Below are 26003 nucleotides of genomic sequence, written 5' to 3'. Positions count from 1 at the left end.
ATGTGATCTGAATCGAACATAACAATGTGAATTAAAAGGATTTGTGCATCACGGTGCAGGTGGGAAATGTGCAGGGTTCTCGGGTAAAGCATTACGACAATCTGGGCTATAATGGGGCTCAGTACCAACACGATCCGCGGGGGAAATGTGAATATTAGCGATGTTGCGAAAAGAACCGGTTTGACCAGCAAAGCGATACGCTTTTATGAAGAAAAAGGCTTAGTGACGCCGCCGCTGCGTAGCGAAAATGGCTATCGCACATACAACCAACAGCATCTGAATGAACTGACGCTGCTGCGCCAGGCACGCCAGGTTGGTTTTAATCTCGAAGAGTGTGGCGAACTGGTGAACCTGTTTAACGATCCGGCGCGTCACAGCGCAGATGTCAAAAAGCGTACCTTAGAAAAGGTAGCGGATATTGAGCGGCATATCAGCGAGTTGCAGGCCATGCGCTTGCATTTGCTGGCGCTGGCGGAGAGTTGCCCTGGCGATGACAGCGCCGAATGCCCGATCATTGATAACCTCTCCGGCTGCTGCCACCATAAAGCGAAGGCTTAACGGCGAGGGGGATTAAGCATAAACACCACCGTGCCGCGGTACCACGGGGATTTCTCAAGCTGCGCTTCAGCCTGCGGGTCCCGGCTACCGTTTTGCACCAGCCCCAGCTTAAACGGAATGCGCAGACGACTGAGTGCGGGCAGATACGCCTGATAATTCGTTACCGTATGACGGCCCTGATAGCTCTGGACCACCAGTTCATCGACCGCCAGCGCATTCAGCGTGGCGATATCCCCGGTTTTTGCCCAGTCCAGCAGACCAGTCACACCAAGCGCAAACTCTGGCGGCAACTGTTGACGCAATTGCTGCAGAAAATGGGCGTAATCAGCAAGCTGATGGGTCGCCGCGTCAAAATCAACCTGCAGGCCGACCACGTGATTCCCGGCGGTCTGCCAGCGTTGCAACAGCCGAATGATGCGAGCCGGGATCGCCTCCGGTACGTCGAGCGTGGTAAAGCGCACGGTCAGCCAGATTGAGGGAAAAGACAGGCGGCTGACCGGCAGCCCGAGACGCTGGAAAACCACGTTACCCGAACGAATCAGCACTTCACCCTGATGCAGATAGACCGTTTGTGCGTCTTTCAGCTCGTCACTGGCCTTCACGCCGGACCACAGCCAGAAGGCCGGATGCTCCCGGGCAGCGACGATATCCGCCGCCTGTGTCTGACCGGCCAGCAGCGCGATTACCAGTAGTATTTGAGTTTTTGCGCCCACGGACTTCCCGGATACTGTGTCTTTAACTGCGTGAACCAGTCTTTTCGTTGTGATTTATCCACGTCTTCACCGCCACATTCGTTATAGCCTGACGGGGAGTAGCACATGATGGCCCGATACAGCGCAAAGCTTTTATCCTCGACTTCTGCTTTTGGAGACGCGATAACCTGTTGATAATAGCGCTGCCTGTCGAACTGGCCGAACGGCGCCTTGCGCGAGATTGCTGATTCGAGCACATCGTTGCCGGCACTGTTTTTCCACAAATCAACGTGGGTTTGCGTGGTGCGGAAGAATTCGCCTAAGCAGTTCAGCGCGTGGGCATCATCCGCTTTTTTGCTTAATACCGTGACCGTTTCATTGAGGCTGCGACAGGTGTAACCGGCTTGAGCGGCATCGCCATTCCAGTCGAAAATACTCAGATTAACGTCATCAAACGCGTCGCCCATCACCGGTGGAGTAATGGCGCTGGCCAGTTTTCGGTCATTCAACCAGTCGCCAAAGCGATTTTCGGTAAGATCGCGTACCAGCAGCGTATGCAGGGCGATGGTTCGCTCTTCATTGTTAGGTCCATGAACGGCCTGCTGGCGCAGTAGTTCAGGCGATGCCTGTGTTTTCAGTACCTGCGAGCGAAAACGCAGGTTGGTTACTGCGCTTTCTGGGGCAAAAACCGCCGCCACGTCGCCGCTATAAACCAGCGTTGCGGCGAGCTTAGCCTGCACATACTGCTGCTGTTCGTTGTCCCGGCTGAGTTTTAGCAACTGTTGCCAGAAATCACGCGCCGCGCTCCAATTCTTCTGGCCCATCAGCGCTTCGCCGTACAGCACCTGTTCACTGAAGACGAGCGTATCGTGAGCGGCAAGTTTTTGCGCTGGCGTAACTGCCTGAATAATCTCCGCGTAGTTCCCGGTCGCCAGCCAGAGATTCAGTTGCAGATCGCGCCATAGCGGCAATTTTTGGCTCTGCTCAAACACTGGTTTGCTGGTATCGAGCTGCGCCTGCGTCAGCGTTGGTTTACCGTTGTTATCCAGACGCAGCGCGCGCAGCAGTTCGATATAGCTGACAAGCGGCGCATCGGGGAATGCTTCCACCACGGACTGTTCGTAGAACGCCATACCGTAGACATTATCGTATTCGATAACAATTTCACGCAGTTGCCGTGCGTCAGCCGACTGCTGGAGCGTCTGTTCATACAACCCGGCCAGCTGTGGCCACGCCTGTAAATACCAGTTGATGCGACGCAGCATACCGCGCGCAGAGTCGGCATACAGGCCTTGCGGGTAGCGTTGCAGATAGGCTTGTGCCTGCGTCTGAGCCTGAGTCGCATCCTCGCGGTTAATTTTTGCAATATCAAAATCGCCGTACTCGCCCACGCTGTTCTGGCTGCTCTTGTTCAACGCCGCACGCATCAGCATGTATTGCGCGGTCTCTGCCAGCCACGGGCGATCGCTTTTCGCTAGCTGAGTAAACGCTTGTTCGGCATTCACATAATCACCGGCATAGAAATTGGCGGCGGCAATCAGGTACGTTTTATAGCGTTGGGCACCGGAATCCTCAGGCAGAGTGGTCAATGAGGCATCAATCTGCTCACGGGTTGCGCCGGACAACAGCCCCATACGTGCTTGTGCCAGGGCCTGACGTTGTTCAACCGTCAACGAGGTATCGGCGAGCAGTGCGGCAAAGAATTGACTGGTACTGTCCATATTATTCGAAACATGGCGGTTTTCGAGATCATCATCATTGCGGATTACCTCATCCGCGCTGATGTGCAGTTCAGCCATTTGCCGGGTTAGCGTGTCATCTGCATTTTGCTCCGGGGCGGTGGCTGCGGGCGACGTGATGTCATCCCACTGCGGATGATACGCAAAATAGAAATCTCGGGAGCGGGTGATATCCTCAGGCATCGCCTGTATAGGCAGGGCGAATGATTTTTCCTGACTCAGCAGTCGTAGCAGGTTATCACGGCTGTCGTTTCCGGGGCTGAAGGTTGGCGTGCCTTTCAGCAGACAGTGGTCATCGCTCCATTTGCAATCTTCTATATCTGATGAGGCAAACGCCTGAGGAGCGGCTGCCAGTAGTGTGAAAAGGGCAAAGGCGAGGGGTGTCTTCCTGACCATAGTCTTATTTCCTGTCTGTTTTATTGTGATACGGCTTTGATTACCAGAGTAATACCTTCAACGGCAACCACTTCAACGTGTGTTCCGGCACTTAAGTCATCATTGGCGCTGACGGGCCACGAGCTGTCGCCGACGCGCATATGCCCGCGACCATTGACCAGCCCGGTTTCCAGTGTAAATCGACGACCGACTAGCTGTTGTCCGCGCTGATTGAGATGACTGTCGGCCGGTTTCTGCGCTTGCACGCGCTTCGCCAGCCATTTCCACCACAACCAGGCCGCCAGCAGTGTTAATACGGCGAACATTGCTCCCTGCCACGCCCAGTCGAGCGGTACGAGCCAGATAACCAGCCCGGTTATCACCGCCGCTACACCGCTCCATAGCAGATAGCCGTTACCGCCCAGCATCTCGGCGGCCAGTAACAGACCCCCGAGGCTAAGCCAGAAGATATGCGGGTGAACCAGAATCATCGCTATCATGATTTTTTCCGTTCGCTGGCGCTGTCCTTAATCAGTTCAGTGATCCCGGCGATGGAGCCCATCAGGCTGCTGGCATCCAGCGGCATCATCACCACTTTGCTGTTATTTGACGAACCGATATGTTGCAGCGCTTCGGTGTATTTCTGTGCCACAAAGTAGTTCACAGCCTGAATGTCCCCAGCGGCAATGGCTTCAGATACCATCTGCGTTGCACGAGCTTCCGCTTCCGCTGAACGTTCACGTGCTTCGGCCTGTAAAAACGCGGACTGGCGTTCACCTTCTGCTTTCAGGATTTTCGACTGTTTCTCACCCTCGGCCTTGACGATCTCCGCCTGACGGATACCCTCGGCTTCAAGAATGTAGGCACGCTTGGTACGTTCTGCTTTCATCTGCGCGTTCATCGCATCGATAAGCTCTGCCGGTGGGCGAACATCGCGGATCTCGATACGGGTAATTTTGATGCCCCAGGGATTGGTGGCTTCATCAACGATATGCAGCAAGCGCGTATTGATGTTGTCGCGCTGGGAGAGCATCTCATCGAGTTCCATAGAGCCGAGAACGGTACGGATGTTGGTCATGGTCAGGTTGATGATCGCCAGCTCCAGGTTACTGACTTCATAGGCCGCCTTTGGCGCGTCGATGACCTGAATAAAGCAAACGGCATCAATGGCAACGTTAGCGTTGTCTTTGGAGATGACCTCTTGCGATGGAATATCAAGAACCTGTTCCATCATGTTGATTTTACGACCAATTCGGTCCATAAATGGCACCACGAGACTTAACCCCGGTTGCAGGGTCTTGGTGTAACGGCCAAAGCGCTCCACCGTCCACTGGTATCCCTGCGGGACGATTTTCACGCCTGCGCCGACAATAACCAGCGCGACGAAAATGAGAATAGGGATAAAAATGAGCATCGATAAAACCTCCTGTTGTGCTGTCCTTTACTGCTTCATTAGTCAAATTATACCCGATTAATCAAGGTGGGCTCCCCTATAATAATTTACAGGCATAGACTGTCGGTATGAAAGAAGTCAAAAAGGGATCGGTAATGGAAGAAAGCAGAATGCTGCTTCAGTTAAAGAATGTCGCCTGGCAGGCAGGAACGACGAAAATTCTTAATAACATCAGTTTTAATCTTAATGCCGGAGAATTTAAGCTGATTACCGGCCAGTCCGGTTGCGGTAAAAGCACGTTGTTGAAAATTGTCGCGTCGTTAATTAGCCCGACTGCGGGTGAGATTATCTTTGAAGGTAAGGAGATAACCACCCTCAAGCCTGAAGCGTATCGTCAGCAGGTCTCCTATTGCGCGCAAACGCCCGCTTTGTTTGGTGACACCGTCTACGATAACCTCATTTTCCCCTGGCAAATCCGTAATAAACGTCCGGATCCGGATGTGTTTCTTGCCGATCTGGCTCGTTTTGAGCTCCCCGAGACGATCCTCAAAAAAAATATCAATGAGCTATCCGGTGGCGAAAAGCAGCGCGTCTCGCTAATTCGTAACTTGCAGTTTTTGCCTAAAATCCTGCTGCTTGATGAAATAACCAGTGCGCTGGATGAAGTAAACAAACGGAATGTGAATGAGCTAATTCACCGCTATGTGCGCGATAAGAATATTGCTGTACTGTGGGTGACGCACGACAAAGATGAAATTAATCATGCGGATAATGTCATTATCCTTCAGCCGCATGCCGGAGAAATGCAGGAAGTCAGCAATGAATGAGCATAATATTACCAATGAATCACTGGCGTTAGCGATGATGCTGGTGGTGGTGGCGATGCTGATCAGTCACAAAGAAAAATTGGCACTGGAAAAAGATATTCTCTGGAGCGTTTGCCGGGCGGTTGTCCAGCTTATTATCGTAGGCTATGTGCTGAAATATATCTTCGGCGTGAACCACAGCATTCTGACCTTAGTGATGGTGTTGTTTATCTGCTTTAACGCCGCCTATAACGCGCAAAAACGCAGTAAATATATTGATAAGGCTTTTATCTCCTCATTTATCGCCATTACCTCGGGGGCGGGAGTCACGCTGGCCGTTTTGGTTCTGTCAGGCTCCATCGAGTTTGCACCGATGCAGGTGATCCCGATTTCCGGCATGATCGCTGGGAATGCGATGGTGGCCGTCGGGTTATGTTACAACAACCTGGGGCAGCGCTTTAGCAGCGAGCAGCAGCAAATTCAGGAAAAATTAAGCCTTGGCGCTTCTCCGAAAGTCGCGTCCGCGCCGCTTATTCGGGACAGTATTCGCGCATCGCTGATCCCAACGATCGATTCCGCGAAAACCGTCGGGTTAGTGAGTTTGCCGGGGATGATGTCAGGATTGATCTTTGCCGGTATCGATCCGGTAAAAGCGATTAAATACCAGATCATGGTGACGTTTATGCTGCTTTCTACCGCCAGCCTGTCGACCATTATCGCCTGCTATTTAACCTATCGGAAGTTCTATAATTCACGCCACCAGTTGGTGGTGACGCCATTAAAGAAACCGTGATGTGATGCCGGATGGCGGCTACCGCTTATCCGGCCTGCGAGAGTGGTGTTTGTCGGCCCGATAAACATAGCGCCATCGGGCAAAAGAAACGGATTAGTACAACAGAGCGTACAGCTGACGACGATATTTTGACGCCAGCGCATCACCGGTACCCAGCGCAGCGAGGATCTCCTGGAAGGTCTTACGTGCCTGACCCTCCGCCGCCGCGAGATCTTTCTTCAAATGGCTGAACAGGAGTTCCAGCGCTTCTTCGTTACGTCCAACCTGGTGCAATTGAATAGCCAGCTGCGTTGCCAGTGCTGCATCCTGTGGGTTATTCGTAACCTGTTGCTGTAACTGCTGAATTTCTGGTGTATCAGCCGCCTGCTTCAGCAGTTCAATTTGCGCGACCAGCCCCTGATAACGGGTATCCTGATCCTGCAATGGGATGGTTTTAAGTACCGCTTCGGCATCTTCAGAACGATTCAGTGCGATTTGCGTTTCCGCCAGCAGCAGACCAATTTCACTGCTCTGGTTGGAGATTTGCCACGCTTCTTTCAACAGCGGCAGGGCGTCGGCGTGGTTACCCGCTTCAATAAACTCAATCGCCTGGCGTGCCTTCAGCTCTTCTTCACTCGGCAACACTTTCTCCAGCAGTGCGCGGATCACCTCTTCCGGCTGCGGTCCCTGGAAGCCATCGACCGGCTGACCGTTCTGGAACAGATACACTGTTGGGATGGCGCGCAGGCCAAACTGTGAAGCGATCATCTGCTCGGCATCGCAATCCAGTTTGGCGAGAATGAACTGACCGTTGTACTGGGCGACCAGGCTTTCCAGCACTGGGGTCAGTTGCTGGCAATGCTGGCTGCGTTCAGACCAGAAATAGAACAGGACCGGCGTGGTCATCGACAGTTCAAGGGTCTGCTGCAGGTTGGATTCGTTAATATTGACAATATTTTGTACGGACATGGAGTCACTCTCTATTCGTCTATTTATTTCTACATGGGGGCTGACGAGCAGGCTTCAACTCAGCCGTGTAAAATTTTGTCCATTGCGCGGCCCGGCAGCAGACGTTTGAGCAATGTCACAGCCCAGGTCACCAGCGTAACGGGATAACGCAATTTGGGTTTGTCGCTCTCAAAAGCATGGCGTACTTTGGCGACAACGGCTTCCGGACCCAATGTAAACCGTGCAGCAATACCGGGGTTCTCGACAGGCTTATCACTCTGGGTCTGGTTGACGTTTTCAGTAAAGCGAGTGCGAATAGGGCCGGGTTCAATCAGGCTGACCTTAATTCCGCTATGGCGCAGTTCCATCCGCAGCGCATCGGACCAGGCTTCCAGCGCATATTTGCTGGCGGCATACGCGCCACGGCCTGGCGTGGAAATTAATCCCATGACTGAAGAGGTCATCACAATACGCCCTTCGCCATGAGGTAACATGGCGGGTAGCAGACGCATGGTGAGCTGATGTGCGCCAAAGAAGTTGGCAGAAAACTGCTGTTCCATTTGCTCGCGGCTGATGGTGGGCAGCGGGCCGTAAACGCCGAATCCGGCGTTGTTAAAGATCCCATACAAACGGTTATCGGTCAGGGCTATCACCTCATCGGCGGCGCGATCCACGCTTTCTGATGAGTCCAGATCCAGCAATATGCCGGTGAATCCCATGCCGTTCATGCGCGCGACATCCTCAGGTTTGCGGCAGCCAGCCAGAATTCGAAAACCCTGGCGTTTAAGCTCAAGCGCACTTTCCAGGCCAATACCACTGGAACATCCTGTTATTAAGACCGATTTTTGCATAACTTTACCTGTCAGGATCTCCGTTGATTTACGAGTCGTGATTTACTAAAGGGGTCAATTGTTTCGCCATCCAGTCGGCAATAAACGGCTGGGCGTCACGATTAGGATGGATACCATCATCCTGCATCCATTGGGGTTTCAGATAGACCTCTTCCATAAAAAAGGGCAGCAGAGGAATATCAAACTCTTTGGCAAGCTTGGGATAAATCGCGCTAAAGGTTTCATTATAACGGCGACCGTAGTTAGCTGGCAGACGAATTTGCATCAGCAGCGGTTCGGCATTCGCCGCTTTTACGTCCTGCAAAATGGTACGCAGGGTTTGTTCAGTTTGGGCAGGTGCAAACCCGCGCAGGCCATCATTGCCACCCAGTTCGACCAGCACCCAGCGCGGCTGATGTTGTTGCAGTAATGCGGGCAGACGGGCCAGACCCTGCTGCGAGGTATCGCCGCTAATACTGGCATTTACCACCGGTGTTCTGCTGTGCCATTTATCATTAAGCAGTGCAGGCCACGCTGCACTGGCTGACATACGGTATCCGGCGCTCAGGCTGTCACCCAGAATAAGTAACGTGTCCGCCGCGGCGGCGCGGAAAGTTAACAGAACCAGGAACAGGAAAGGCAAATGCCAGCGGAAAACATTGTTGAAGTTCATCATCTTAAGAAATCCGTCGGTCAGGGTGATCACGAGCTATCCATCCTTACCGGAGTTGAACTGGTTGTCAAACGCGCCGAGACCATTGCGCTGATTGGCGAATCAGGATCGGGGAAATCCACGCTACTGGCGATCCTTGCCGGGCTGGACGATGGTTCCAGCGGTGAAGTGAGTCTGGTGGGGCAGGCGCTGCATACCATGGACGAGGAAGCCCGGGCGCAGTTACGGGCGCGACATGTTGGCTTTGTCTTCCAGTCATTCATGTTAATTCCAACGCTGAACGCACTGGAGAACGTTGAGCTTCCTGCACTGTTGCGGGGAGAACACAGTGGGAAAAGCCGCGATGGTGCGAAAACGCTGCTTGAACAATTGGGTCTGGGAAAACGTCTCGACCATCTTCCAGCTCAGCTTTCCGGTGGTGAGCAGCAGCGTGTGGCACTGGCAAGGGCGTTTAATGGGCGCCCTGATGTCCTGTTTGCCGATGAACCTACGGGCAATCTGGATCGGCAGACTGGGGACAAAATTGCCGATCTGCTGTTTTCTTTGAACCGCGAACACGGCACGACCCTGATTCTGGTGACGCACGACCCACAACTGGCGGCGCGCTGCGATCGGCGTTTACGTCTGGTGAACGGGTTGTTGCAGGAGGAGGCATGATAGCACGCTGGTTCTGGCGCGAATGGCGCTCGCCTTCATTACTGATAGTCTGGCTGGCACTGAGTCTGGCGGTGGCCTGTGTCCTTGCGCTGGGTAACATCAGTGACCGAATGGAAAAAGGTCTGAGCCAGCAAAGTCGTGAATTCATGGCGGGCGATCGGGCGCTGCAAAGCTCGCGGGATGTGCCGAAAGCCTGGATTGACGAGGCGCGACAGCGTGGTCTGCGGGTGGGGGAGCAACTGACTTTTGCCACCATGACCTTTGCCCAGGACACGCCGCAATTGGCGAACGTCAAAGCGGTAGATAGCGTGTATCCGATGTATGGCACGCTACAAACCCATCCGCCAGGACTGAAACCGCAGCCAGGCTCGGTGCTGCTGGCTCCGCGTCTGATGGCGCTGCTCAACTTAAAAATCGGAGACGCCATTGATGTCGGCGATGCCACGTTGCGCATCGCGGGTGAAGTGGTGCAAGAACCTGACTCTGGCTTTAATCCGTTCCAGATAGCGCCGCGTCTGATGATGAACATGGCGGATGTTGAAAAAACGGGGGCGGTCCAGCCGGGAAGCCGGGTGACCTGGCGCTATAAATTTGGCGGGACACCGCAGCAATTAGAAGGCTATGAACAGTGGCTGTTGCCGCAGCTAAAACCGGAACAGCGCTGGTACGGGCTGGAGCAGGATGAAGGCGCATTGGGGAAATCCCTCGAACGTTCGCAACAGTTTCTGCTGCTGTCGGCACTGTTAACGCTGCTGCTGGCGGTTGCTGCCGTTGCCGTGGCGATGAGCCATTATTGCCGTAGTCGTTACGACCTGGTGGCTATTCTGAAAACACTCGGCGCGGGCAGGCTACAGCTGCGCAAGCTGATTATCGGGCAGTGGCTGATGGTGCTGACGCTGTCTGGTGTGACCGGGGGGCTGTTTGGGCTGTTATTTGAACGTGTCCTGGTGGTGTTGCTCAAACCGGTTCTGCCCGGCGAGTTGCCGCCTGCCAGCCTGTGGCCGTGGCTGTGGGCATTAGGCACGATGACTGTCATTTCCCTGTTGGTGGGGCTACGTCCTTATCGGCTGCTGCTGGCGACACAGCCATTGCGGGTACTGCGTCGTGATGTCGTTGCCAACGTCTGGCCACTGAAATTCTATTTGCCTGTGGTATTGATCGTTGTGGTCGCGCTACTGGCCGGGCTGATGGGGGGAAGCATGCTGCTGTGGGCGGTGCTGGCCGGCGCGGTTGTACTGGCGCTCTTGTGCGGCGTGCTGGGCTGGATGCTGCTCAACGTACTGCGTGGTCTGACGTTAACATCGCTACCGCTCCGTTTAGCGGTCAGTCGTCTGTTACGCCAGCCGTGGTCGACGCTGAGCCAGCTATCGGCTTTTTCGCTTTCCTTTATGCTGCTGGCGCTGCTGTTGGTACTGCGTGGCGATCTGCTCGATCGCTGGCAGCAGCAAATGCCGCCAGAAAGCCCCAACTACTTCCTTATTAACATCGCCAGCGAGCAGGTGGTGCCGCTGAAAGCGTTCCTGGCTGAACATCAGGTGATCCCGGAGTCGTTCTACCCGATAGTGCGGGCGCGTCTGACGGCTATCAATGACAAGGCAACCGAAGGTCATCAGGATGAGGCGCTGAACCGTGAGCTTAATCTGACCTGGCAGGATACCCGGCCGGATCATAACCCGATTACCGCCGGAAGCTGGCCGCCAAAAGCGGGTGAAGTGTCGATGGAAGAGGGGCTGGCGAAGCGGCTGAACGTGAAGCTCGGCGATCGTGTGACCTTTATGGGGGACACCCAGGATTTCAGTGCCACGGTAAGCAGTCTGCGCAAAGTGGACTGGGAAAGCCTGCGACCAAACTTTTTCTTTATCTTCCCATCCGGTGCGCTGGACGGGCAGCCGCAAAGTTGGCTGACCAGCTTTCGCTGGGAGAACGGTAACGGCATGCTGACGCAGCTTAACCGGGAATTTCCGACCATCAGCCTGCTGGATATTGGCGCTATTCTCAAACAGGTGAGTCAGGTACTTGAGCAGGTGAGCCGGGCGCTGGAGGTGATGGTGGTTCTGGTCACTGCGTGTGGCATGTTATTGCTGCTGGCGCAGGTTCAGGTGGGGATGCGTCAGCGTCATCAGGAACTGGTGGTCTGGCGTACGCTGGGCGCGGGCAAGAAGCTGCTGCGTACCACACTGTGGTGCGAGTTCGCTATGCTCGGGATGGTCGCCGGACTGGTGGCGGCCATAGGTGCGGAAACGGCGCTGGCGGTTCTGCAAACAAAAGTCTTTGATTTCCCTTGGGAACCTGACTGGCGACTGTGGGTAGTATTACCCTTCTGTGGGGCGTTGCTACTCTCCCTATGCGGTGGATGGCTCGGCTCGCGCCTGTTAAAAGGCAAAGCACTTTTCCGTCAGTTCAGTAACTAATTCATTTCCGTGATGAATACGCACCGATTTTGCCATCGGTGCGTATTTTTTTTCTATAGAGCACAAATTGATAACTCCTTGATATTTAACAGCACAAATCAATAAAAACCCGACAACACGAGAGTATTAATAAAAGTTAATATTTGTATGCTGAATAATTGGCAGGCTATCTATCAAGGTAAAAATAATGACTATAAAAAAAACAGCGCTGGCAGTATCGATCGGCGCAGCAGTGGCATTAACGACTTTCGCCTCTCAGGCGGAAATCACGGTCCTGAAACAAGATCCGCAGGCGGGCAATCCGCTGAGTCGTCTTAACTTCACCGTTGGCGGGAGTATTCGTCCGCAGTTCCAGAATATGGCTGGCGATGATGGTAAGAATGGTTACAAACGTAATGGTTTCGACGGCGGTACTCGTTTCCGTTTCGCTGCTGATTACTATCTGTTTGATGACATCAGTTGGGTAAGCTACTACGAGCTGGGCGTTAACTTCCCGGCCATGTTCAACTGGGATAATCACTATGCTGACGGCGCCAACGATACCACGCGCCGTATGCTGTACACCGGTCTGAAGAGCGCGACCTGGGGTACGCTGACCTTCGGTCAACAGAACAGCATCTACTATGATGTGGTTGGCGCGAAAACGGATATCTGGGATTACGACATGATCGGCCAGGCACCAGGTAACGGGATCAACGGCGACTACGATGGTTCCTATCGTACACGTAAATCACTGAAATATAAAAATACGGTAGGCGATGTTGATCTTTACGCGTCTTATCTGTTCAGCGATGACTACAACCCGAACAACGGTTTGCGTTACAAACGTAAAGGCGGCGGTTCACTGGGTGTGGATTATCACATTACGGATGACCTGACCTGGGGTACGGCGTGGAACTACACCCGCGCCGAGATGCGTGGCAACACCAGCAAAACTTACGATCAAAACATCGTCGGTACCGCGCTGAGCTGGAAACCGGATAACTGGACCTTCTCGCTGGGCGGCGGCTGGTATCAGAACTTCATGACCACCAAAAAAGTGTCTGTAAACGACTACTTCGCCGGTGATGCCTGGGGTCTGGAATACTTCGCGGGTTACACCTTCCCGGTCGGTCAGTATGCGCTGAAATCTGTTCAGCCTTACTTCATGGGCGATCGTATTGAATACGTGAATGGTCGTAACTACCTGCGTACCGACAACGGCCTGGGTATCAGCTTCCAGCTGGATTACGGTTTCCGTGTTGATTACGAACACGTCTTTACCTCCAGCACCGACAACCTGGGTGATATGAACCTGGTTCGTCTGCGTTACGACTTCTAAGTCAATTTCCCTTCCAAAACCGGGTAACCAGAGGGTTATCCGGTTTTTTACTCTCCTTTGCTGAAAAACACATAAGTACCTTCTGCGTATATTCAACGACATATCTCGCAACATCATGAAATAATTTCAAGGACAGCAGGTTGTGATCTGTGTCATGTTAACAATCAGCCTGTTAAACAGGTTAACAACAACAACGCCGCAAGAACGGCGTGAGACATGACACCACAACGTTAAAATGGAGAGATTATGGGATTGCGTCAGAGTTTACGCGTCGCGACCGGAGCACTGTTGCTGGCCTGCGGATTACAGTTTGCTCATGCGAACAGTGACCCGCATACCATCGTGTTTGGCGTCGCACCGGGTCCGTACGGCGATATGGTAAAACAAGCCATTGCCCCTACGTTGAAAGAGAAAGGCTACAAGGTGGTGGTGCGCGAATTTAGCGACTATGTTCAGCCAAACATGGCGCTCTCCAACGGCAGCATTGACGCAAACCTGTTTCAGCACTCGCTTTATTTTGACAAATTCACTGCCGATAAAGGGTTGAAATTGAGTAAGCTCATCGTTGTTCCAACGGCGGGGATGGGTTTTTACTCGCATAAAATCAAGAGCCTGGATGAGCTGAAGAAAGGGGATGTCATTACCCTGTCAAACGATCCAACCAACCTGGCCCGCGGTTTGCGCTTCCTGCAATCTATCGACCTTATCACCATCAAAGACAATATTGATCCCACTAAAGCCTCTGAACGTGATATCGCCAGTAACCCGAAAGGGCTGGTGTTTAAACCACTGGAAGCCGCGCAGTTGCCGCGTACGCTGGATGGTGTGACCGGGGCACTGGTTAACGGTAACTTTGCGGTTGCGGCAAAACTGGATCTCGCCAGTGCGATCAAGCAAGAACATCTGGATGAAAACCTGAAAAATATCATTGCGGTACGCAGTGAAGATGCAGATAAACCGTTCGCCAAAGACATTGTTGAAGCGGTGAAATCTCCGGCTTATCGTGCGGTGATAGACGATCCGAAAAATATCTATAGCGCCTTCCAGAAACCGGAATGGATGACGGCAGCCCAATAATCGCTGCGCTTAAAGTTTAACGGGGCAGCAACGACTGCCCTTTTCGCATTTCTGAGGTCGGTATGATTGAGATAGAGAAGGTTTGCGTGGATTTCAGCGCAGGCCGTGGACCGTCAACCCGGGCGGTTGATGAGGTCAGCCTGCGTATCGGCGCAGGTGAAATATTCGGTATTGTCGGGACCAGCGGGGCGGGGAAAAGTACGTTGCTGCGCACCCTGAACGCCTTAACGCGCCCAAGCCAGGGAAGCGTGAAGGTGAACGGTGTTGAAATTTCAGCGCTGGAAGGAACGCACTTACGTAAGGCCCGTCAGCGTATTGGGATGATTTTTCAGCACTTTAATTTGATGCACACCCGCACGGTGGCGCAAAACGTTGCTTTCAGCCTGAAGGCTGCCGGATGGGAACGCAGCAAAATCGCCCCGCGCGTGGCGGAAATTCTGGCGCTGGTCGGGTTAGCGGATAAAGCAAACCGTTTTCCGGTACAGCTCAGTGGTGGGCAAAAACAGCGCGTGGGTATTGCCCGCGCCATAGCCAACCACCCGGATGTACTGCTTTGCGATGAACCGACTTCTGCGTTAGATCTGGAAACATCGGCCACCATTCTGGCTCTGCTCAAACAGATCAACCAACAACTGGGGATCACGATCGTGCTGATCACTCACGAGATGAATGTGATCAAATCCATTTGCGATCGCGTGGCGGTCATGTCCGGCGGCAAGGTGGTGGAGTCAGGTGAGGTGTTTGATGTCTTTGCCCACCCGCAGCACGCTTTTACTCAGCAACTGGTTTCGCACACGCTTAATCTGACACTCCCGGAGAGACTGCGGCAACATCTGCCTGGACAACTGCTGAAAATTTTATTTATCGGCGACTCAGCGGAACAGCCGGTGCTGTCTGAAGTGGCGGTAAAGTTTGGCGTTGCGGTGAACATTCTGCACGGCAAAATTGAATATATCGGCGAACGGGCGCTGGGTATTTTGGTCGTGCAACTGACCGCGCCGCATAACCCTGCGGCGGTCGATGCCGCTGTGGAACATATTCGTCAACGTACCGCACAGGTGGAGGTGATTCGTGGATGATTTATTGCCGGATTTGACGCTGGCGTTTAATGAAACCTTCCAGATGCTGAGTATCTCAACCGTACTGGCGATCGTTGGCGGCCTGCCTCTGGGCTTTTTAATCTTCGTGACCGACCGCCATTTATTCTGGCAGAACCGCTTTGTGTATCTGCTCAGTTCTGTGCTGGTGAACATTATCCGTTCGGTACCGTTTGTGATCCTGCTGGTGCTGTTGCTGCCGTTAACCCAGTTTCTGCTCGGGAACACCATCGGACCGATTGCGGCGTCTGTTCCGCTGTCGGTGGCGGCGATTGCGTTTTATGCCCGACTGGTGGACAGCGCGTTACGTGAGGTTGATAAAGGCATTATTGAAGCCGCGGAAGCGTTTGGCGCCAGTCCGATGCGCATCATTTGTACCGTGCTGTTACCGGAAGCCAGTGCGGGTCTGCTACGTGGTTTGACGATAACGCTGGTCAGTCTGATCGGGTATTCGGCCATGGCCGGGATTGTTGGCGGCGGTGGAGTAGGTGACCTGGCGATTCGCTTCGGTTATTACCGCTACGAAACCCAGGTCATGATTGTCACCGTGGTGGCGCTGATTATTCTGGTACAGGTCGTTCAGGTATTGGGCGACTGGCTGGCGAAACGCGCGGATAAACGCGACAGACATTAATGCGTCTGGAGCCAGTCATTCACATCCTGCCATGTGCCGCGAAAAACGATTTTCGCGGCTTTCTTCTCCAGTTGATAGCGATACATCGGGTCGTAATATTCGTTAAGCAGTGGCACCAGCCAGCCCATATGCGCGTCGGTGTTGCCGTCGGTTTGTTGCGATTGCAGGGCGACATCCAGCAGTGCGGTCAGCTCCGCAAAGCGCTGTAACCCCAGACGGCGGCGGATGGCGAACAGGCCGTGATGCAGATAGTCACTGTACTCCTGCCAGCCCTGAGTTTCCCCGTAAGCCTGAGTGAAATCGTGGTGCATACGGACAAAATACTCTTCGCGCAGTCGCTCCAGGCGTAGCTCAAAGGGGTCTTCCACCACCGCAATAGATGCCTGAGTCATACGATCACGCAAACATTCGGGCAGGTGATTGGCACCAATCATGCGGCCTTCATCTTCCAGTACCCACAAACGCAGATCCTGGCGGCTGTCGGTTTTCAGCATTTCGACCGCCAGCAGGTTTTCGAAGCTCGCCTGGCTGAGCTGTGGTTCAACGGTTCGGCCAAAAGAGGAACCGCGATGATGTGCCAGACCTTCGAGATCCACGCCGTTTGTCTGCTGTTGTACCAACAGCGTTTTACCGCTGCCGGTACAGCCGCCAATTAAGACGATGGGCTTTTGTACTAAATCTTCGGTTATCTGTATCGCGGCCTGACGCAGGGCCTTATAACCGCCGCGTACCAGCGGGTAGTCAATGCCGGATTCACGCAGCCATTGCTGCACAATGTGCGAGCGCTGGCCGCCGCGGGCACAGCATAAGTATCCCTCTGGATGCTGGCGACAGGCTTCCAGCCAGGCGTTCATTCGCTGCTGGCGGACGTCACCGCTAACAAGCTGATGCCCAAGTGCCAGCGCAGCTTCCGGTCCCTGACGTTTGTAACAGGTCCCGACAGCGGCGCGTTCGTCATCGTTCATTAGGGGGAGGTTGATTGCACCCGGCATCGCACCCTGCTGAAATTCAACGGGCGCGCGTACATCGATTAAGGGCGTACCGGCGAGCAGAATCGCGCGATAGTCCGTTCCATCGTTCATGTTCAATCCTGAAAATACAAAACAGCAATGGAGGGGATTTTACGCGCCTGAAGAGGAGCCGGGGAAGGATAAAATCAAATCCCCGGCATTAATGGCTTATTTCAGCTTTGATTGCGCCCAGATAATTCCGCTGGCGTATTCCGGCGGCAGCAGGGGAATGAGCGCTTCCAGCGTGGCGCTAAGGCGCGCGGTATCGCTGTCGCTCAGGTTCAGGTGTCCGACCTTACGCCCTTCGCGTACCTCTTTGTCATACCAGTGCAGATGCACCAGCGGCAGCTTCAGCCAGTCGTAGTTCAGGTCGCTGCCAATCAGGTTCACCATCACCGAAGGTGTATTCACCACCGGTGTTGGTAGTGGTAGTTGGGTAATGGCTCGCAGGTGCAACTCGAACTGGCTGATGCTGGCACCGTTTTGTGTCCAGTGCCCGCTGTTGTGCACGCGAGGCGCCAGTTCGTTAATCAGCAGACCTTCCGGGGTAATGAAACATTCCATTGCCATCACGCCGACATAACCCAGCTCCTGCATGATGGCGGAAAGCATCGCTTCGGCCTGCGCCTGTTGTTTAGCGTTAGCCTGCGGGAAGACCACGCTGGTACGCAGAATGCCGTCCTGATGCAGGTTGTGGGTCAGCGGATAGAAAACCGTGTTGCCGTCGTGTGCACGAGCGCCTACCAGTGACACTTCGCCCGAGAAGTTAATGCCTTGCTCGACGATACACTCGCCGTAGCAATCATCCGGCAATTGTTCAGTTTCATTCGTGCGCAAACGCCACTGACCGCGACCGTCATAGCCGCCGACACGACGTTTGACAATCGCCAGCTCACCCAGCTTGTCGAATACCGCAGGCCATTCGCTTTTCTCTGCCAGCAGTTGCCACGGCGCGGTTGCCAGGTTGAGTTTGTCAAAAAGCTGCTTTTGCGTCAGGCGGTCGGCAATAATCGGGAAGACATCACGGTTCACGAACGCCGGATGGCGCGCCAGCTCGCGGGTTAACGCGGTTTCCGGCCAGCGCTCGATCTCAGCGGTAATCACGCTTTGCTGAAAGGGAACGGCGGCGGGTTCGGCATCAAGCCCAACTGGCCAGACCGCAATGCCCAGCGGCTCGCCGGCCTGACGCAGCATACGCCCTAACTGACCATTACCGAGTACGCAGACCTGCTTCATGCCGCACCTCGCGGGTCCGGGTTCTCCAGTACCTCATCGGTTTGTGCTTTGCGCCAGTCGCTCAGACGCTGATGTAATGCTATGTCGTGTGTTGCCAGAATTTGTGCTGCCAGCAGGGCCGCATTGGCCGCACCTGCTTTACCAATCGCCAGCGTACCCACAGGGATGCCGCGTGGCATTTGCACGATCGAGTACAGGCTATCTACACCGCTCAACGCTGCGCTTTGTACCGGAACGCCTAACACGGGGACCAGCGTTTTCGCTGCAATCATGCCCGGCAGATGCGCTGCACCGCCAGCTCCCGCAATAATGACCTGATAACCGTTTTCTTCAGCACTTTCGGCGAAACTGAACAGTTTGTCAGGAGTACGGTGGGCTGAGACGACTTCAACATGGTGTGGAACGTCCAGCATTTCGAAGATTTCGGCGGCGAACTGCATGGTAGCCCAGTCGCTTTTGGACCCCATCACGATGGCGACACGCGCCGGATTATTGCGGGAAGACATGCGTCTAAAAACTCCTGTGGGTGTGCTTCACACTGCTTTAGAGGCGAGAGAGAATAGCACGTTTTAAAAACAAGGAAAACGATTGCGTTGCTTTACACTTCACTCTTCAGGCTGCCTCTTTGTTGGCTGTATCTGCTCACCCCAGCACTTACTTTTGTAAGCTCCGGGGGACTCACAGATTTGCCGCCTCGATGCAACTCGAATAGTTTTGTGTAAAGAGGAACTGGGTATCTGCAGAATTAAAATGGAAAAGCGATCAGTTCAACGTCGTCAGGTGTGACTTTAATCATCGAACCTTCGGTGTGCCAGGCACCTAACACCACGCGAAAAGCGGGTTGTGCATTGGCCGTGAGTTCGTGGACTGCCGGGCGATGGGTATGACCGTGAATTAACCACTGGACCTGATGTTTCTCCATTTCGGTAATGACGGCCTGTGGATTCACATCCATGATCTCCAGCGACTTGCTGCTGTTGGCGGCTTTGCTGTTGGCGCGCATCTTCGCGGCAATACGTTGGCGAATGAATAATGGCAGGGAGAGAAACAGTTTTTGTAGCCAGGGCTGATGAACCTTAGCGCGAAATGCCTGATAGCCTGTATCGTCGGTGCACAATGTGTCGCCATGCATGATCAGTACGTTGCGACCATACAGGTTGAGCACTTTTTCCTGAGGTAACAGGGTCATGCCGCTCTCACGGGCAAAACGCTTGCCGATCAGAAAATCACGATTGCCATGAATGAAAAAGCAGGGAACACCGGAATCTGTCAGCGCTTTTATCGCTGCGGCCATTTCACGATGTAGGGGATTGGGATCGTCATCGCCTATCCAGGCTTCAAACAGATCGCCAAGAATGTACAGCGCATCGGCCTTTCGTGCATCGCCGGCTAAAAAACGCAGAAAACCGGCGGTGATCGCCGGTTCTTCCGTGCAGAGATGGAGATCTGCAATAAACAGTGTCGTCACGATTACTCGCTGACGGTCACGTTTTCGATGATAACGTCTTCTTTTGGTACATCCTGATGCATACCGCTGCGACCGGTGGAAACGCCTTTGATTTTATCAACGACATCCATACCTTCAACAACTTCAGCGAATACACAGTAGCCCCAGCCCTGCATGCTTTCGCCGGAGAAGTTCAGGAAGTCGTTATCAGCAACGTTGATGAAGAACTGAGCCGTCGCGGAGTGCGGAGCCTGAGTACGCGCCATTGCCAGCGTTCCACGGGTGTTTTTCAGACCGTTGTTGGCTTCGTTTTTGATAGCTTCTTTCGTGGCTTTTTGCTTCATGCCCGGCTCAAAACCGCCGCCCTGGATCATGAAACCGTTAATAACACGGTGGAAAATGGTGTTGTTGTAAAAACCTTCGCGGCAGTAGTCCAGGAAGTTTTTAACTGTTTCAGGCGCTTTATCATCAAACGTTTTGATTACGATATCGCCGTGATTAGTGTGGAAAGTAACCATTTTTGCATCCTGTTCCGATAGAGTGGTGCTTCGACCCTGGTCAGGGTCACATGATAGGGGCTTGTTATAGCATAACCGCAAGGTTCGATCACCTTGCAAAGTGTGCTGCTTCGGGGCCAATTTATAGGTATTATAGGGCTTTGTTATCCACACACGTCTACACGGAATCTTCGATGTTAAAAATCTTTAATACACTGACGCGCCAAAAAGAGGAATTCAAACCCATTCATGCCGGGGAAGTCGGCATGTACGTGTGTGGCATCACCGTTTACGATCTCTGTCATATTGGACACGGGCGTACCTTTGTTTCTTTCGACGTTGTTGCCCGTTATCTGCGCTTCCTCGGCTACAAGCTGAAGTATGTGCGCAACATTACCGATATCGACGACAAAATCATTAAGCGCGCTAATGAAAATGGCGAGAGCTTTGTGGCGCTGGTTGATCGCATGATTGCGGAAATGCACAACGATTTCGATGCGCTGAATATTCTGCGTCCGGATCTTGAACCGCGTGCTACGCATCATATCCCTGAGATTATTGAAATCACCGAACAGCTGATTGCCAAAGGTCACGCTTACGTTGCCGATAACGGCGATGTCATGTTCGACGTACCGACCGACCCGAATTACGGTCAGTTGTCACGTCAGGACCTGGATCAGCTGCAGGCGGGTGCGCGTGTTGATGTGGTTGATGTGAAGCGTAACCCGATGGACTTCGTGCTGTGGAAAATGTCCAAAGAGGGTGAGCCGAGCTGGCCATCTCCGTGGGGCGCAGGCCGTCCGGGCTGGCACATTGAATGTTCGGCGATGAATTGCAAACAGCTGGGTAACCATTTCGATATTCACGGCGGCGGCTCTGACCTGATGTTCCCGCACCATGAAAACGAAATTGCGCAGTCCACCTGTGCGCATGACGGTGAATACGTAAATTACTGGATGCACTCCGGGATGGTGATGGTTGATCGTGAGAAAATGTCCAAATCACTGGGCAACTTCTTCACCGTTCGCGACGTGCTGAAATATTATGATGCCGAAACCATTCGCTATTTCCTGATGTCTGGTCATTATCGTAGCCAACTGAACTACAGCGAAGAGAACCTGAAACAGGCTCGCTCAGCGCTGGAGCGCTTGTATACCGCGCTGCGCGGCACCGACAAGTCCGTGGCGCCAGCCGGTGGCGAAGCCTTTGAGGCGCGTTTCATTGAAGCAATGGACGATGACTTTAATACGCCGGAGGCCTACTCCGTGCTGTTTGACATGGCGCGTGAAGTTAACCGTCTGAAGGGCGAAGATATGGCCGCGGCTAACGCTATGGCTTCGCATCTGCGTAAGCTGTCCGGCGTACTGGGTCTGCTGGAACAGGAGCCAGAAACATTCCTGCAAAGCGGTGCGCAGGCGGATGACGGTGAAGTGGCTGAAATCGAAGCGTTGATTCAACAGCGTTTAGATGCCCGTAAAGCGAAAGACTGGGCAGCGGCGGATGCTGCACGTGACCGCCTGAACGAAATGGGTATTGTGCTGGAAGATGGTCCACAAGGAACCACCTGGCGTCGTAAGTAAGTCTCATATTGCCGGATGGCGTAATGCGTCGCCATTCGGCAAATTAGTGCTTTCTATACCACCACAGCACACCCATCATGACGGCTCCTGGTAGCCATACCCACATCAATTCCGAAATAATCACCTGATGCCCGTACGGCGTGGCGTAGCGCGACAGCGCAAACGGCGCGACCTTAATCACCTGCCACGGTGCAAAGAAGCGTTCATCTGACCACGGCCACAGCCAGCCAACGCCTTTCCCTCCGGTTGTCACTGAATCAAGCAAACTGTGTGACAGCAGTGAAACCGTCAGGAATAGCCAGTAGCGAATCAGACCAGCTTTAAACCATCGTCGGCCAATCATTACGCACAGTAGCGGCACCACGAAGGCGAACAATAGCGAGTGGGTAAATCCACGGTGACCAAACACGTTGCCGTAGGCGACGCCGAACTTAAACGACAGAACGTCGGCGTCTGGCAGCATTGCCAGCACAACCCCGGCAAACAACAAGCGTGGTGGAATGGCTTTGAGTCCCAGACCCAATCCTAAGCAAAGCGGTACGGCTGCATGGGTAACGATGGTTGGCATGATGGTCGCTTCGAATGAGAAAACAACATGCTAACAGTCTGGTGTGAAGTGATGGTGAAGTTAATTATCTGAAAATGCGGGGAACGGGCCGGATAAGGTACAAACCGTCATCCGGCACCTGGGATCACGCGACGACGTTAATGCTGTGACCTTCAAAGCTGACGGTCTGTCCGGCAACGATTTTGCAGCGCTTACGCGTTTCTACAACACCATTGACCTTCACCAACCCTTCGCCAATAGCAATTTTTGCCTGGGCGCCGCTTTCGCTCCAGCCTTCCAGCTTCAGCAAATCGCAGAGTTCAACGTGAGGGTGTTTACCCAGTGAAAATGTGGCCATCTTAAACGTCCTTTACATCATGATATTCAACACACGCCTGCAGCGTGTTTTCGATAAGCGTGGCGACAGTCATTGGGCCAACGCCACCTGGCACAGGCGTAATATACGACGCACGTGCGGCAGCATCCTCAAAGACCACATCGCCAACAACCTTACCATTCTCCAGACGGTTGATGCCGACATCAATCACAATTGCACCTTCTTTGATCCACTCACCCGGAATAAAACCCGGTTTGCCAACGGCAACAATCAGTAAGTCGGCGTGTTCGACGTGTCGACGCAGATCCTTCGTGAATCGGTGGGTGACCGTGGTGGTGCAACCCGCCAGCAGCAACTCCATGCTCATTGGGCGACCGACAATATTGGAGGCGCCAATCACCACGGCGTTCAGACCATAAGTGTCGATGTTGTAGCGTTCAAGCAGGGTCACGATACCGCGTGGGGTACATGGGCGCAGGCGCGGTGCGCGTTGGCACAAACGACCGACGTTATACGGATGGAAACCGTCAACGTCTTTGTCCGGTGCGATACGCTCCAGAACTTTGACGTTGTCAATACCCGCCGGCAACGGCAGTTGTACCAGGATACCATCGATGGTGGTATCTGCATTGAGCGTATCGATCAGCTCAAGAAGCTCCGCCTCGCTGGTGGTTTCAGGCAGGTCATAGGAGCGGGAGACAAACCCCACTTCGTCGCAGGCTTTGCGTTTACTTGCCACGTAAATCTGCGAAGCCGGGTTGCTACCTACCAGCACAACAGCCAGTCCTGGGGCGCGTAATCCAGCCGCTAAACGCGCCTGAACTTTTTGAGCAACCTCAGAGCGCACCTGCTGCGCAATCGTTTTACCGTCAATAATCTTTGCTGCCATCAGAGAGAGGATTCCGTCTGTTACGTTAAGTCGAAGGGGATGTGACTATTTTGTCAGAAGCGGGGCGTGCTGTCAGTTTTCGTTTGCGTTTTTACGTGCGGTGAGTGTTTCGCGTAGCCAGTGAGAGCGGCAACAGGCGTTGGAAGTTGGCGCGTGATTCATGAGCATGCTAATGAAACTTAACCTAAATGAAACAACTCATCACCCTGGTATTTTCATGGGTAATATCTCAGAAACCAGACTGTTACGTCTTGTTATGGCTGTTTTTGCCTCATTTCTACCCGGAATTTTCTTAGAGTCCAATAAGAATAAGCCAGGATCATTAAAAGGAATTACAGGTATTTTTCATTAATTGAAATGTTTAATTTATCCCTGTGACGAATTGTCATATTCGTGAAGATTAATTAGTGAATCAAATGCTCAGGAGAGTGGGGGTACACGTTTCGCTAATTCTCTCTCGATATATATCTTTACAGGACGCAGAGATAATTTGCCTGACATTTAATGTCGATAATGATTCAAACGGATCCCGCAGGATGCTGGAGCCGGATGTGTGTAATTCAAGGGAAATCCATGAAACGTAAATTAATGACCTCTTCTGTTTTTGCCAGCATGATGTTAATGGCGGGCGCAGCGGTGGCGGCAGATCCGGTAAGCGTGAGCGGCGGTACGGTTCACTTTGAAGGTGAACTGGTTAATGCAGCCTGTGCAGTGAGCACTCAGTCAGCCGACCAGGTTGTCACATTAGGCCAATATCGTACTGCCAGCTTCACCGCTGTCGGTGATACCACGGCGCAGATTCCGTTCTCCATCGTGCTGAACGACTGTGACCCGAAAGTTGCTGCGACTGCTGCTGTTGCTTTCTCTGGTCAGGCGGATGCCACTAACTCGGCCCTGCTGGCTGTTTCTTCAGGGAATAACACCACCACAGCGGGCGGTGTAGGGATCGAAATCCTGGACAACACGTCCACCGCACTGAAACCAGATGGTGCAACCTTCTCTACTGCCCAGGCTCTGGTAGAAGGGACCAACACCCTGCGTTTCTCCGCGCGTTATAAAGCGACTACCGCTGGCGCCACACCAGGCCAGGCAAACGCCGATGCCACCTTCATCATGAAATACGAATAAGCCGTTCTGATTTGCGCAAGGAAGACTACCGCCTCAATGGATGAGGCACTATCCGGGGATGATGAAGGATGTGGCAGATGATAGGGAAAGGCGTAGCGCTGGCGGGAATAGTCTGCGTAATGCCGGCGTTTGCACACACAGTGATACTGGAAAGTGGCCGTCTTCATTTACGTGGGCAGCTTGTTAATGGCGCCTGTACGGTTGCCACGGACAGCCAGAGTTTACGGGTGCAGATGGGGCAGTATCGCACTAACGCGTTTTCCGGGACGGGAAGCTTTGCCTCTACCAGCGTACCGTTTTCGTTGCGCCTGACGTCGTGTAGTGCTGATGTTTATGACCACGTGGGGATTGCCTTTGCGGGCGTGACGCCAGCCGAAGATCCACAGGTTTTTCTTGCCAGCGGCGAGGCGTCTGCGGCTTCGGGGATTGGTTTGGCGTTATTTGATGAGCGGCAACGACAAATAATTCCGAATGCGCTGCCGCTTCATTATGCCCCGATTTTAACGCAAGAGATGACGTTTCATTTCACTGCTCGCTATCGGGCTGTCTCGGAATATATAACGCCGGGAACGCTTCGTTCAGATGTGTGGTTTACGTTGGTGTATCCCTGATTTATTTCCTGACGATAATCACGCCAAAGGTATTTGTAGCTATGTTTAATTATCTAAAATCAGGCTTTATCATTTTACTGGCCTTATTTTCTGCCACCAGTGTGCAGGCATCTGGAGGAATTGCATTAGGTGCAACTCGTGTTATTTATCCTGCCGAGGCCAAACAAACGTCCCTCGCCATTAGTAATAGTGATACCAAAGAACGTTTCCTGATTAATTCATGGATCGAGAACAGCGCAGGCATCAAAGATAAATCGTTTGTGGTCACTCCACCGCTGTTTGTCAGTGAACCTAAAAGCGAAAACACGCTGCGTATTATCTACGCGGGCGAGCCGCTGCCCAAAGACCGTGAATCGCTGTTCTGGATGAATGTGAAGGCGATTCCGTCGGTCAATAAAAACAGCCTTGAGGGGAAAAACGTTCTGCAACTGGCGATTTTGTCCCGCATCAAACTCTTTGTCCGCCCAAATAATCTGCCACAAATCGCCGAAGATGCGCCAGGCATGCTGCAGTTTTCCCGGACCGGCAACCACCTGAAAATCACCAACCCGTCAGCGTATTACGTCACGCTGGTCAATCTCAATGTCGGAAATACGAAGATTGATAACGTCATGGTTGCGCCGAAAAATGACACGCAGGTCCTGTTGCCGACTGGCGTTCAGGGAAACGTGACGTTCCAGACGGTGAACGATTATGGCGCAGTAACCACCGCTAAAACGGTTAGCGTGCGTTGAGAAA

General features: G+C 53.2%; 28 protein-coding genes. 13 read left to right on the top strand and 15 right to left on the bottom strand.

All coding sequences use genetic code 11. The annotated features are described in order from the left end of the window. Window positions 1-147: 147 nt before the first annotated feature. Window positions 148-558, top strand: a complete 411-nt coding sequence (cueR, locus tag ACLJXE_RS05800) for a Cu(I)-responsive transcriptional regulator (RefSeq protein ID WP_003021822.1) — start codon at window positions 148-150, stop codon at window positions 556-558. Here the strand turns inward: cueR and ACLJXE_RS05795 are convergent. The 4 genes from ACLJXE_RS05795 to ACLJXE_RS05780 are packed head-to-tail and all read right to left on the bottom strand — an operon-like array spanning window position 555 to window position 4778. After that, complete coding sequence (locus ACLJXE_RS05795) at window positions 555-1271, bottom strand: DUF3142 domain-containing protein (RefSeq protein ID WP_410750336.1); 717 nt, start codon at window positions 1269-1271, stop codon at window positions 555-557. The two genes, cueR and ACLJXE_RS05795, sit on opposite strands and share 4 nt — an antisense overlap. Further along, the gene (locus tag ACLJXE_RS05790) at window positions 1241-3385 is read right to left on the bottom strand and encodes a hypothetical protein (RefSeq protein ID WP_410750335.1); all 2145 of its coding nucleotides are present in this window, start codon (window positions 3383-3385) and stop codon (window positions 1241-1243) included. Before ACLJXE_RS05790 ends, ACLJXE_RS05795 begins: the two co-directional genes overlap by 31 nt. Before the next feature lie 20 nt (window positions 3386-3405). Beyond that, window positions 3406-3864 carry an NfeD family protein gene (locus ACLJXE_RS05785; RefSeq protein ID WP_286628464.1) on the bottom strand — a complete coding sequence of 153 codons (459 nt, stop codon included), beginning with the start codon at window positions 3862-3864 and terminating at the stop codon, window positions 3406-3408. Then, on the bottom strand, window positions 3861-4778 hold the full coding sequence (locus tag ACLJXE_RS05780) for an SPFH domain-containing protein (protein WP_005125227.1): 918 nt from the start codon (window positions 4776-4778) through the stop codon (window positions 3861-3863). Before ACLJXE_RS05780 ends, ACLJXE_RS05785 begins: the two co-directional genes overlap by 4 nt. Window positions 4779-4912: 134 nt before the next feature. Here ACLJXE_RS05780 and fetA point away from each other — a divergent pair, with 134 nt between their 5' ends. Together fetA and fetB are read left to right on the top strand one after the other, a co-directional pair. Next, entirely contained in the window at window positions 4913-5584 is a 672-nt protein-coding gene (fetA, locus tag ACLJXE_RS05775; RefSeq protein WP_410750334.1) for an iron efflux ABC transporter ATP-binding subunit FetA, read from the top strand. Further along, window positions 5577-6356: an iron efflux ABC transporter permease subunit FetB gene (gene fetB / locus ACLJXE_RS05770; RefSeq protein ID WP_271441940.1), complete on the top strand. Its 780-nt coding sequence runs from the start codon at window positions 5577-5579 to the stop codon at window positions 6354-6356. The genes fetA and fetB overlap by 8 nt, the downstream gene beginning before the upstream one ends. Before the next feature lie 93 nt (window positions 6357-6449). Here fetB and ACLJXE_RS05765 read toward each other — a convergent pair whose 3' ends face one another. From ACLJXE_RS05765 to tesA, 3 genes are read right to left on the bottom strand one after another with little or no spacing between them, the layout of a single operon-like run. Beyond that, window positions 6450-7304 carry a co-chaperone YbbN gene (locus ACLJXE_RS05765; RefSeq protein ID WP_286628462.1) on the bottom strand — a complete coding sequence of 285 codons (855 nt, stop codon included), beginning with the start codon at window positions 7302-7304 and terminating at the stop codon, window positions 6450-6452. Between the two features lie 59 nt (window positions 7305-7363). After that, window positions 7364-8134 carry an SDR family oxidoreductase gene (locus ACLJXE_RS05760; protein ID WP_286628461.1) on the bottom strand — a complete coding sequence of 257 codons (771 nt, stop codon included), beginning with the start codon at window positions 8132-8134 and terminating at the stop codon, window positions 7364-7366. Between the two features lie 28 nt (window positions 8135-8162). Next, window positions 8163-8789 (bottom strand): multifunctional acyl-CoA thioesterase I/protease I/lysophospholipase L1, encoded by a 627-nt coding sequence (gene tesA, locus ACLJXE_RS05755; RefSeq protein WP_286628460.1) that lies wholly within the window; start codon window positions 8787-8789, stop codon window positions 8163-8165. On the opposite strand from tesA, the gene ybbA reads away from it, so the two are divergent. From ybbA to ACLJXE_RS05725, 6 genes are all read left to right on the top strand, one after another. Beyond that, window positions 8757-9443 (top strand): putative ABC transporter ATP-binding protein YbbA, encoded by a 687-nt coding sequence (gene ybbA / locus ACLJXE_RS05750; RefSeq protein WP_271441944.1) that lies wholly within the window; start codon window positions 8757-8759, stop codon window positions 9441-9443. The genes tesA and ybbA overlap by 33 nt on opposite strands. Then, window positions 9440-11854, top strand: a complete 2415-nt coding sequence (gene ybbP, locus ACLJXE_RS05745; RefSeq protein ID WP_410750333.1) for a putative ABC transporter permease subunit YbbP — start codon at window positions 9440-9442, stop codon at window positions 11852-11854. The genes ybbA and ybbP overlap by 4 nt, the downstream gene beginning before the upstream one ends. Window positions 11855-12041: 187 nt before the next feature. Beyond that, the gene (locus ACLJXE_RS05740) at window positions 12042-13175 is read left to right on the top strand and encodes a porin (protein WP_137384586.1); all 1134 of its coding nucleotides are present in this window, start codon (window positions 12042-12044) and stop codon (window positions 13173-13175) included. A gap of 246 nt (window positions 13176-13421) precedes the next feature. Then, window positions 13422-14252 carry a MetQ/NlpA family ABC transporter substrate-binding protein gene (locus ACLJXE_RS05735; protein ID WP_271454002.1) on the top strand — a complete coding sequence of 277 codons (831 nt, stop codon included), beginning with the start codon at window positions 13422-13424 and terminating at the stop codon, window positions 14250-14252. A 62-nt stretch (window positions 14253-14314) separates the two neighbouring features. Further along, window positions 14315-15331 (top strand): virulence-associated ABC transporter ATP-binding protein SfbB, encoded by a 1017-nt coding sequence (sfbB, locus tag ACLJXE_RS05730; protein WP_286628457.1) that lies wholly within the window; start codon window positions 14315-14317, stop codon window positions 15329-15331. Further along, the gene (locus ACLJXE_RS05725; protein ID WP_005125237.1) at window positions 15324-15983 is read left to right on the top strand and encodes a methionine ABC transporter permease; all 660 of its coding nucleotides are present in this window, start codon (window positions 15324-15326) and stop codon (window positions 15981-15983) included. The genes sfbB and ACLJXE_RS05725 overlap by 8 nt, the downstream gene beginning before the upstream one ends. Here the strand turns inward: ACLJXE_RS05725 and mnmH are convergent. The 5 genes from mnmH to ppiB all read right to left on the bottom strand — a co-directional run bounded on the left by mnmH (window position 15980) and on the right by ppiB (window position 20194). Beyond that, a complete protein-coding gene (mnmH, locus tag ACLJXE_RS05720; RefSeq protein WP_410750332.1) occupies window positions 15980-17065 on the bottom strand; it encodes a tRNA 2-selenouridine(34) synthase MnmH in 1086 nt (361 codons plus the stop codon). The genes ACLJXE_RS05725 and mnmH overlap by 4 nt on opposite strands. Window positions 17066-17161: 96 nt before the next feature. Next, window positions 17162-18229: a 5-(carboxyamino)imidazole ribonucleotide synthase gene (gene purK, locus ACLJXE_RS05715; protein ID WP_410750331.1), complete on the bottom strand. Its 1068-nt coding sequence runs from the start codon at window positions 18227-18229 to the stop codon at window positions 17162-17164. After that, window positions 18226-18735, bottom strand: coding sequence for a 5-(carboxyamino)imidazole ribonucleotide mutase (purE, locus tag ACLJXE_RS05710; RefSeq protein ID WP_286628454.1), 510 nt, complete (start codon window positions 18733-18735; stop codon window positions 18226-18228). The genes purK and purE overlap by 4 nt, the downstream gene beginning before the upstream one ends. Before the next feature lie 239 nt (window positions 18736-18974). Next, window positions 18975-19697 (bottom strand): UDP-2,3-diacylglucosamine diphosphatase, encoded by a 723-nt coding sequence (gene lpxH / locus ACLJXE_RS05705; RefSeq protein ID WP_286628453.1) that lies wholly within the window; start codon window positions 19695-19697, stop codon window positions 18975-18977. A gap of 2 nt (window positions 19698-19699) precedes the next feature. Further along, window positions 19700-20194, bottom strand: coding sequence for a peptidylprolyl isomerase B (gene ppiB, locus ACLJXE_RS05700; RefSeq protein WP_003021875.1), 495 nt, complete (start codon window positions 20192-20194; stop codon window positions 19700-19702). Window positions 20195-20367: 173 nt separating this feature from the next. Here ppiB and cysS point away from each other — a divergent pair, with 173 nt between their 5' ends. Then, window positions 20368-21753 carry a cysteine--tRNA ligase gene (gene cysS / locus ACLJXE_RS05695; protein WP_286628452.1) on the top strand — a complete coding sequence of 462 codons (1386 nt, stop codon included), beginning with the start codon at window positions 20368-20370 and terminating at the stop codon, window positions 21751-21753. A 43-nt stretch (window positions 21754-21796) separates the two neighbouring features. Here the strand turns inward: cysS and ACLJXE_RS05690 are convergent, their stop codons facing one another. From ACLJXE_RS05690 to folD, 3 genes are all read right to left on the bottom strand, one after another. After that, window positions 21797-22321 (bottom strand): metal-dependent hydrolase, encoded by a 525-nt coding sequence (locus ACLJXE_RS05690; protein WP_410750330.1) that lies wholly within the window; start codon window positions 22319-22321, stop codon window positions 21797-21799. A gap of 124 nt (window positions 22322-22445) precedes the next feature. After that, on the bottom strand, window positions 22446-22658 hold the full coding sequence (ybcJ, locus tag ACLJXE_RS05685; RefSeq protein ID WP_410750329.1) for a ribosome-associated protein YbcJ: 213 nt from the start codon (window positions 22656-22658) through the stop codon (window positions 22446-22448). Between the two features lies 1 nt (window position 22659). Then, window positions 22660-23526, bottom strand: coding sequence for a bifunctional methylenetetrahydrofolate dehydrogenase/methenyltetrahydrofolate cyclohydrolase FolD (folD, locus tag ACLJXE_RS05680; RefSeq protein ID WP_003021887.1), 867 nt, complete (start codon window positions 23524-23526; stop codon window positions 22660-22662). 573 nt (window positions 23527-24099) lie between these two features. Here folD and fimA point away from each other — a divergent pair. The 3 genes from fimA to fimC all read left to right on the top strand — a co-directional run bounded on the left by fimA (window position 24100) and on the right by fimC (window position 25999). Next, window positions 24100-24654: a type 1 fimbrial major subunit FimA gene (fimA, locus tag ACLJXE_RS05675; protein WP_286628450.1), complete on the top strand. Its 555-nt coding sequence runs from the start codon at window positions 24100-24102 to the stop codon at window positions 24652-24654. A 77-nt stretch (window positions 24655-24731) separates the two neighbouring features. Continuing rightward, complete coding sequence (fimI, locus tag ACLJXE_RS05670; RefSeq protein WP_410750328.1) at window positions 24732-25265, top strand: type 1 fimbrial protein subunit FimI; 534 nt, start codon at window positions 24732-24734, stop codon at window positions 25263-25265. A 41-nt stretch (window positions 25266-25306) separates the two neighbouring features. Further along, on the top strand, window positions 25307-25999 hold the full coding sequence (gene fimC, locus ACLJXE_RS05665; protein WP_286628448.1) for a type 1 fimbria chaperone FimC: 693 nt from the start codon (window positions 25307-25309) through the stop codon (window positions 25997-25999). Window positions 26000-26003 lie beyond the last annotated feature (4 nt).

Source organism: Citrobacter sp. U14242 (assembly GCF_046555775.1).
In the GTDB taxonomy this organism is placed as follows: domain Bacteria; phylum Pseudomonadota; class Gammaproteobacteria; order Enterobacterales; family Enterobacteriaceae; genus Citrobacter.
Note: the sequence above shows the minus strand (reverse complement) of the source record. Positions and strands in the feature narration are given on the sequence as shown.

What these genes read in the sequence shown, in the direction of transcription:
- ACLJXE_RS05790 (WP_410750335.1), bottom strand. Translation starts at nt 3,385, where the DNA reads ATGGTCAGGAAGACACCCCTCGCCTTTGCCCTTTTCACACTACTGGCA.
- ACLJXE_RS05785 (WP_286628464.1), bottom strand. Translation starts at nt 3,864, where the DNA reads ATGATAGCGATGATTCTGGTTCACCCGCATATCTTCTGGCTTAGCCTC.
- ACLJXE_RS05780 (WP_005125227.1), bottom strand. Translation starts at nt 4,778, where the DNA reads ATGCTCATTTTTATCCCTATTCTCATTTTCGTCGCGCTGGTTATTGTC.
- fetA (WP_410750334.1), top strand. Translation starts at nt 4,913, where the DNA reads ATGGAAGAAAGCAGAATGCTGCTTCAGTTAAAGAATGTCGCCTGGCAG.
- fetB (WP_271441940.1), top strand. Translation starts at nt 5,577, where the DNA reads ATGAATGAGCATAATATTACCAATGAATCACTGGCGTTAGCGATGATG.
- ACLJXE_RS05765 (WP_286628462.1), bottom strand. Translation starts at nt 7,304, where the DNA reads ATGTCCGTACAAAATATTGTCAATATTAACGAATCCAACCTGCAGCAG.
- ACLJXE_RS05760 (WP_286628461.1), bottom strand. Translation starts at nt 8,134, where the DNA reads ATGCAAAAATCGGTCTTAATAACAGGATGTTCCAGTGGTATTGGCCTG.
- ybbA (WP_271441944.1), top strand. Translation starts at nt 8,757, where the DNA reads ATGCCAGCGGAAAACATTGTTGAAGTTCATCATCTTAAGAAATCCGTC.
- tesA (WP_286628460.1), bottom strand. Translation starts at nt 8,789, where the DNA reads ATGATGAACTTCAACAATGTTTTCCGCTGGCATTTGCCTTTCCTGTTC.
- ybbP (WP_410750333.1), top strand. Translation starts at nt 9,440, where the DNA reads ATGATAGCACGCTGGTTCTGGCGCGAATGGCGCTCGCCTTCATTACTG.
- ACLJXE_RS05740 (WP_137384586.1), top strand. Translation starts at nt 12,042, where the DNA reads ATGACTATAAAAAAAACAGCGCTGGCAGTATCGATCGGCGCAGCAGTG.
- ACLJXE_RS05735 (WP_271454002.1), top strand. Translation starts at nt 13,422, where the DNA reads ATGGGATTGCGTCAGAGTTTACGCGTCGCGACCGGAGCACTGTTGCTG.
- sfbB (WP_286628457.1), top strand. Translation starts at nt 14,315, where the DNA reads ATGATTGAGATAGAGAAGGTTTGCGTGGATTTCAGCGCAGGCCGTGGA.
- mnmH (WP_410750332.1), bottom strand. Translation starts at nt 17,065, where the DNA reads ATGAACGATGGAACGGACTATCGCGCGATTCTGCTCGCCGGTACGCCC.
- purK (WP_410750331.1), bottom strand. Translation starts at nt 18,229, where the DNA reads ATGAAGCAGGTCTGCGTACTCGGTAATGGTCAGTTAGGGCGTATGCTG.
- purE (WP_286628454.1), bottom strand. Translation starts at nt 18,735, where the DNA reads ATGTCTTCCCGCAATAATCCGGCGCGTGTCGCCATCGTGATGGGGTCC.
- ppiB (WP_003021875.1), bottom strand. Translation starts at nt 20,194, where the DNA reads ATGGTTACTTTCCACACTAATCACGGCGATATCGTAATCAAAACGTTT.
- cysS (WP_286628452.1), top strand. Translation starts at nt 20,368, where the DNA reads ATGTTAAAAATCTTTAATACACTGACGCGCCAAAAAGAGGAATTCAAA.
- ACLJXE_RS05690 (WP_410750330.1), bottom strand. Translation starts at nt 22,321, where the DNA reads ATGCCAACCATCGTTACCCATGCAGCCGTACCGCTTTGCTTAGGATTG.
- ybcJ (WP_410750329.1), bottom strand. Translation starts at nt 22,658, where the DNA reads ATGGCCACATTTTCACTGGGTAAACACCCTCACGTTGAACTCTGCGAT.
- folD (WP_003021887.1), bottom strand. Translation starts at nt 23,526, where the DNA reads ATGGCAGCAAAGATTATTGACGGTAAAACGATTGCGCAGCAGGTGCGC.
- fimA (WP_286628450.1), top strand. Translation starts at nt 24,100, where the DNA reads ATGAAACGTAAATTAATGACCTCTTCTGTTTTTGCCAGCATGATGTTA.
- fimI (WP_410750328.1), top strand. Translation starts at nt 24,732, where the DNA reads ATGATAGGGAAAGGCGTAGCGCTGGCGGGAATAGTCTGCGTAATGCCG.
- fimC (WP_286628448.1), top strand. Translation starts at nt 25,307, where the DNA reads ATGTTTAATTATCTAAAATCAGGCTTTATCATTTTACTGGCCTTATTT.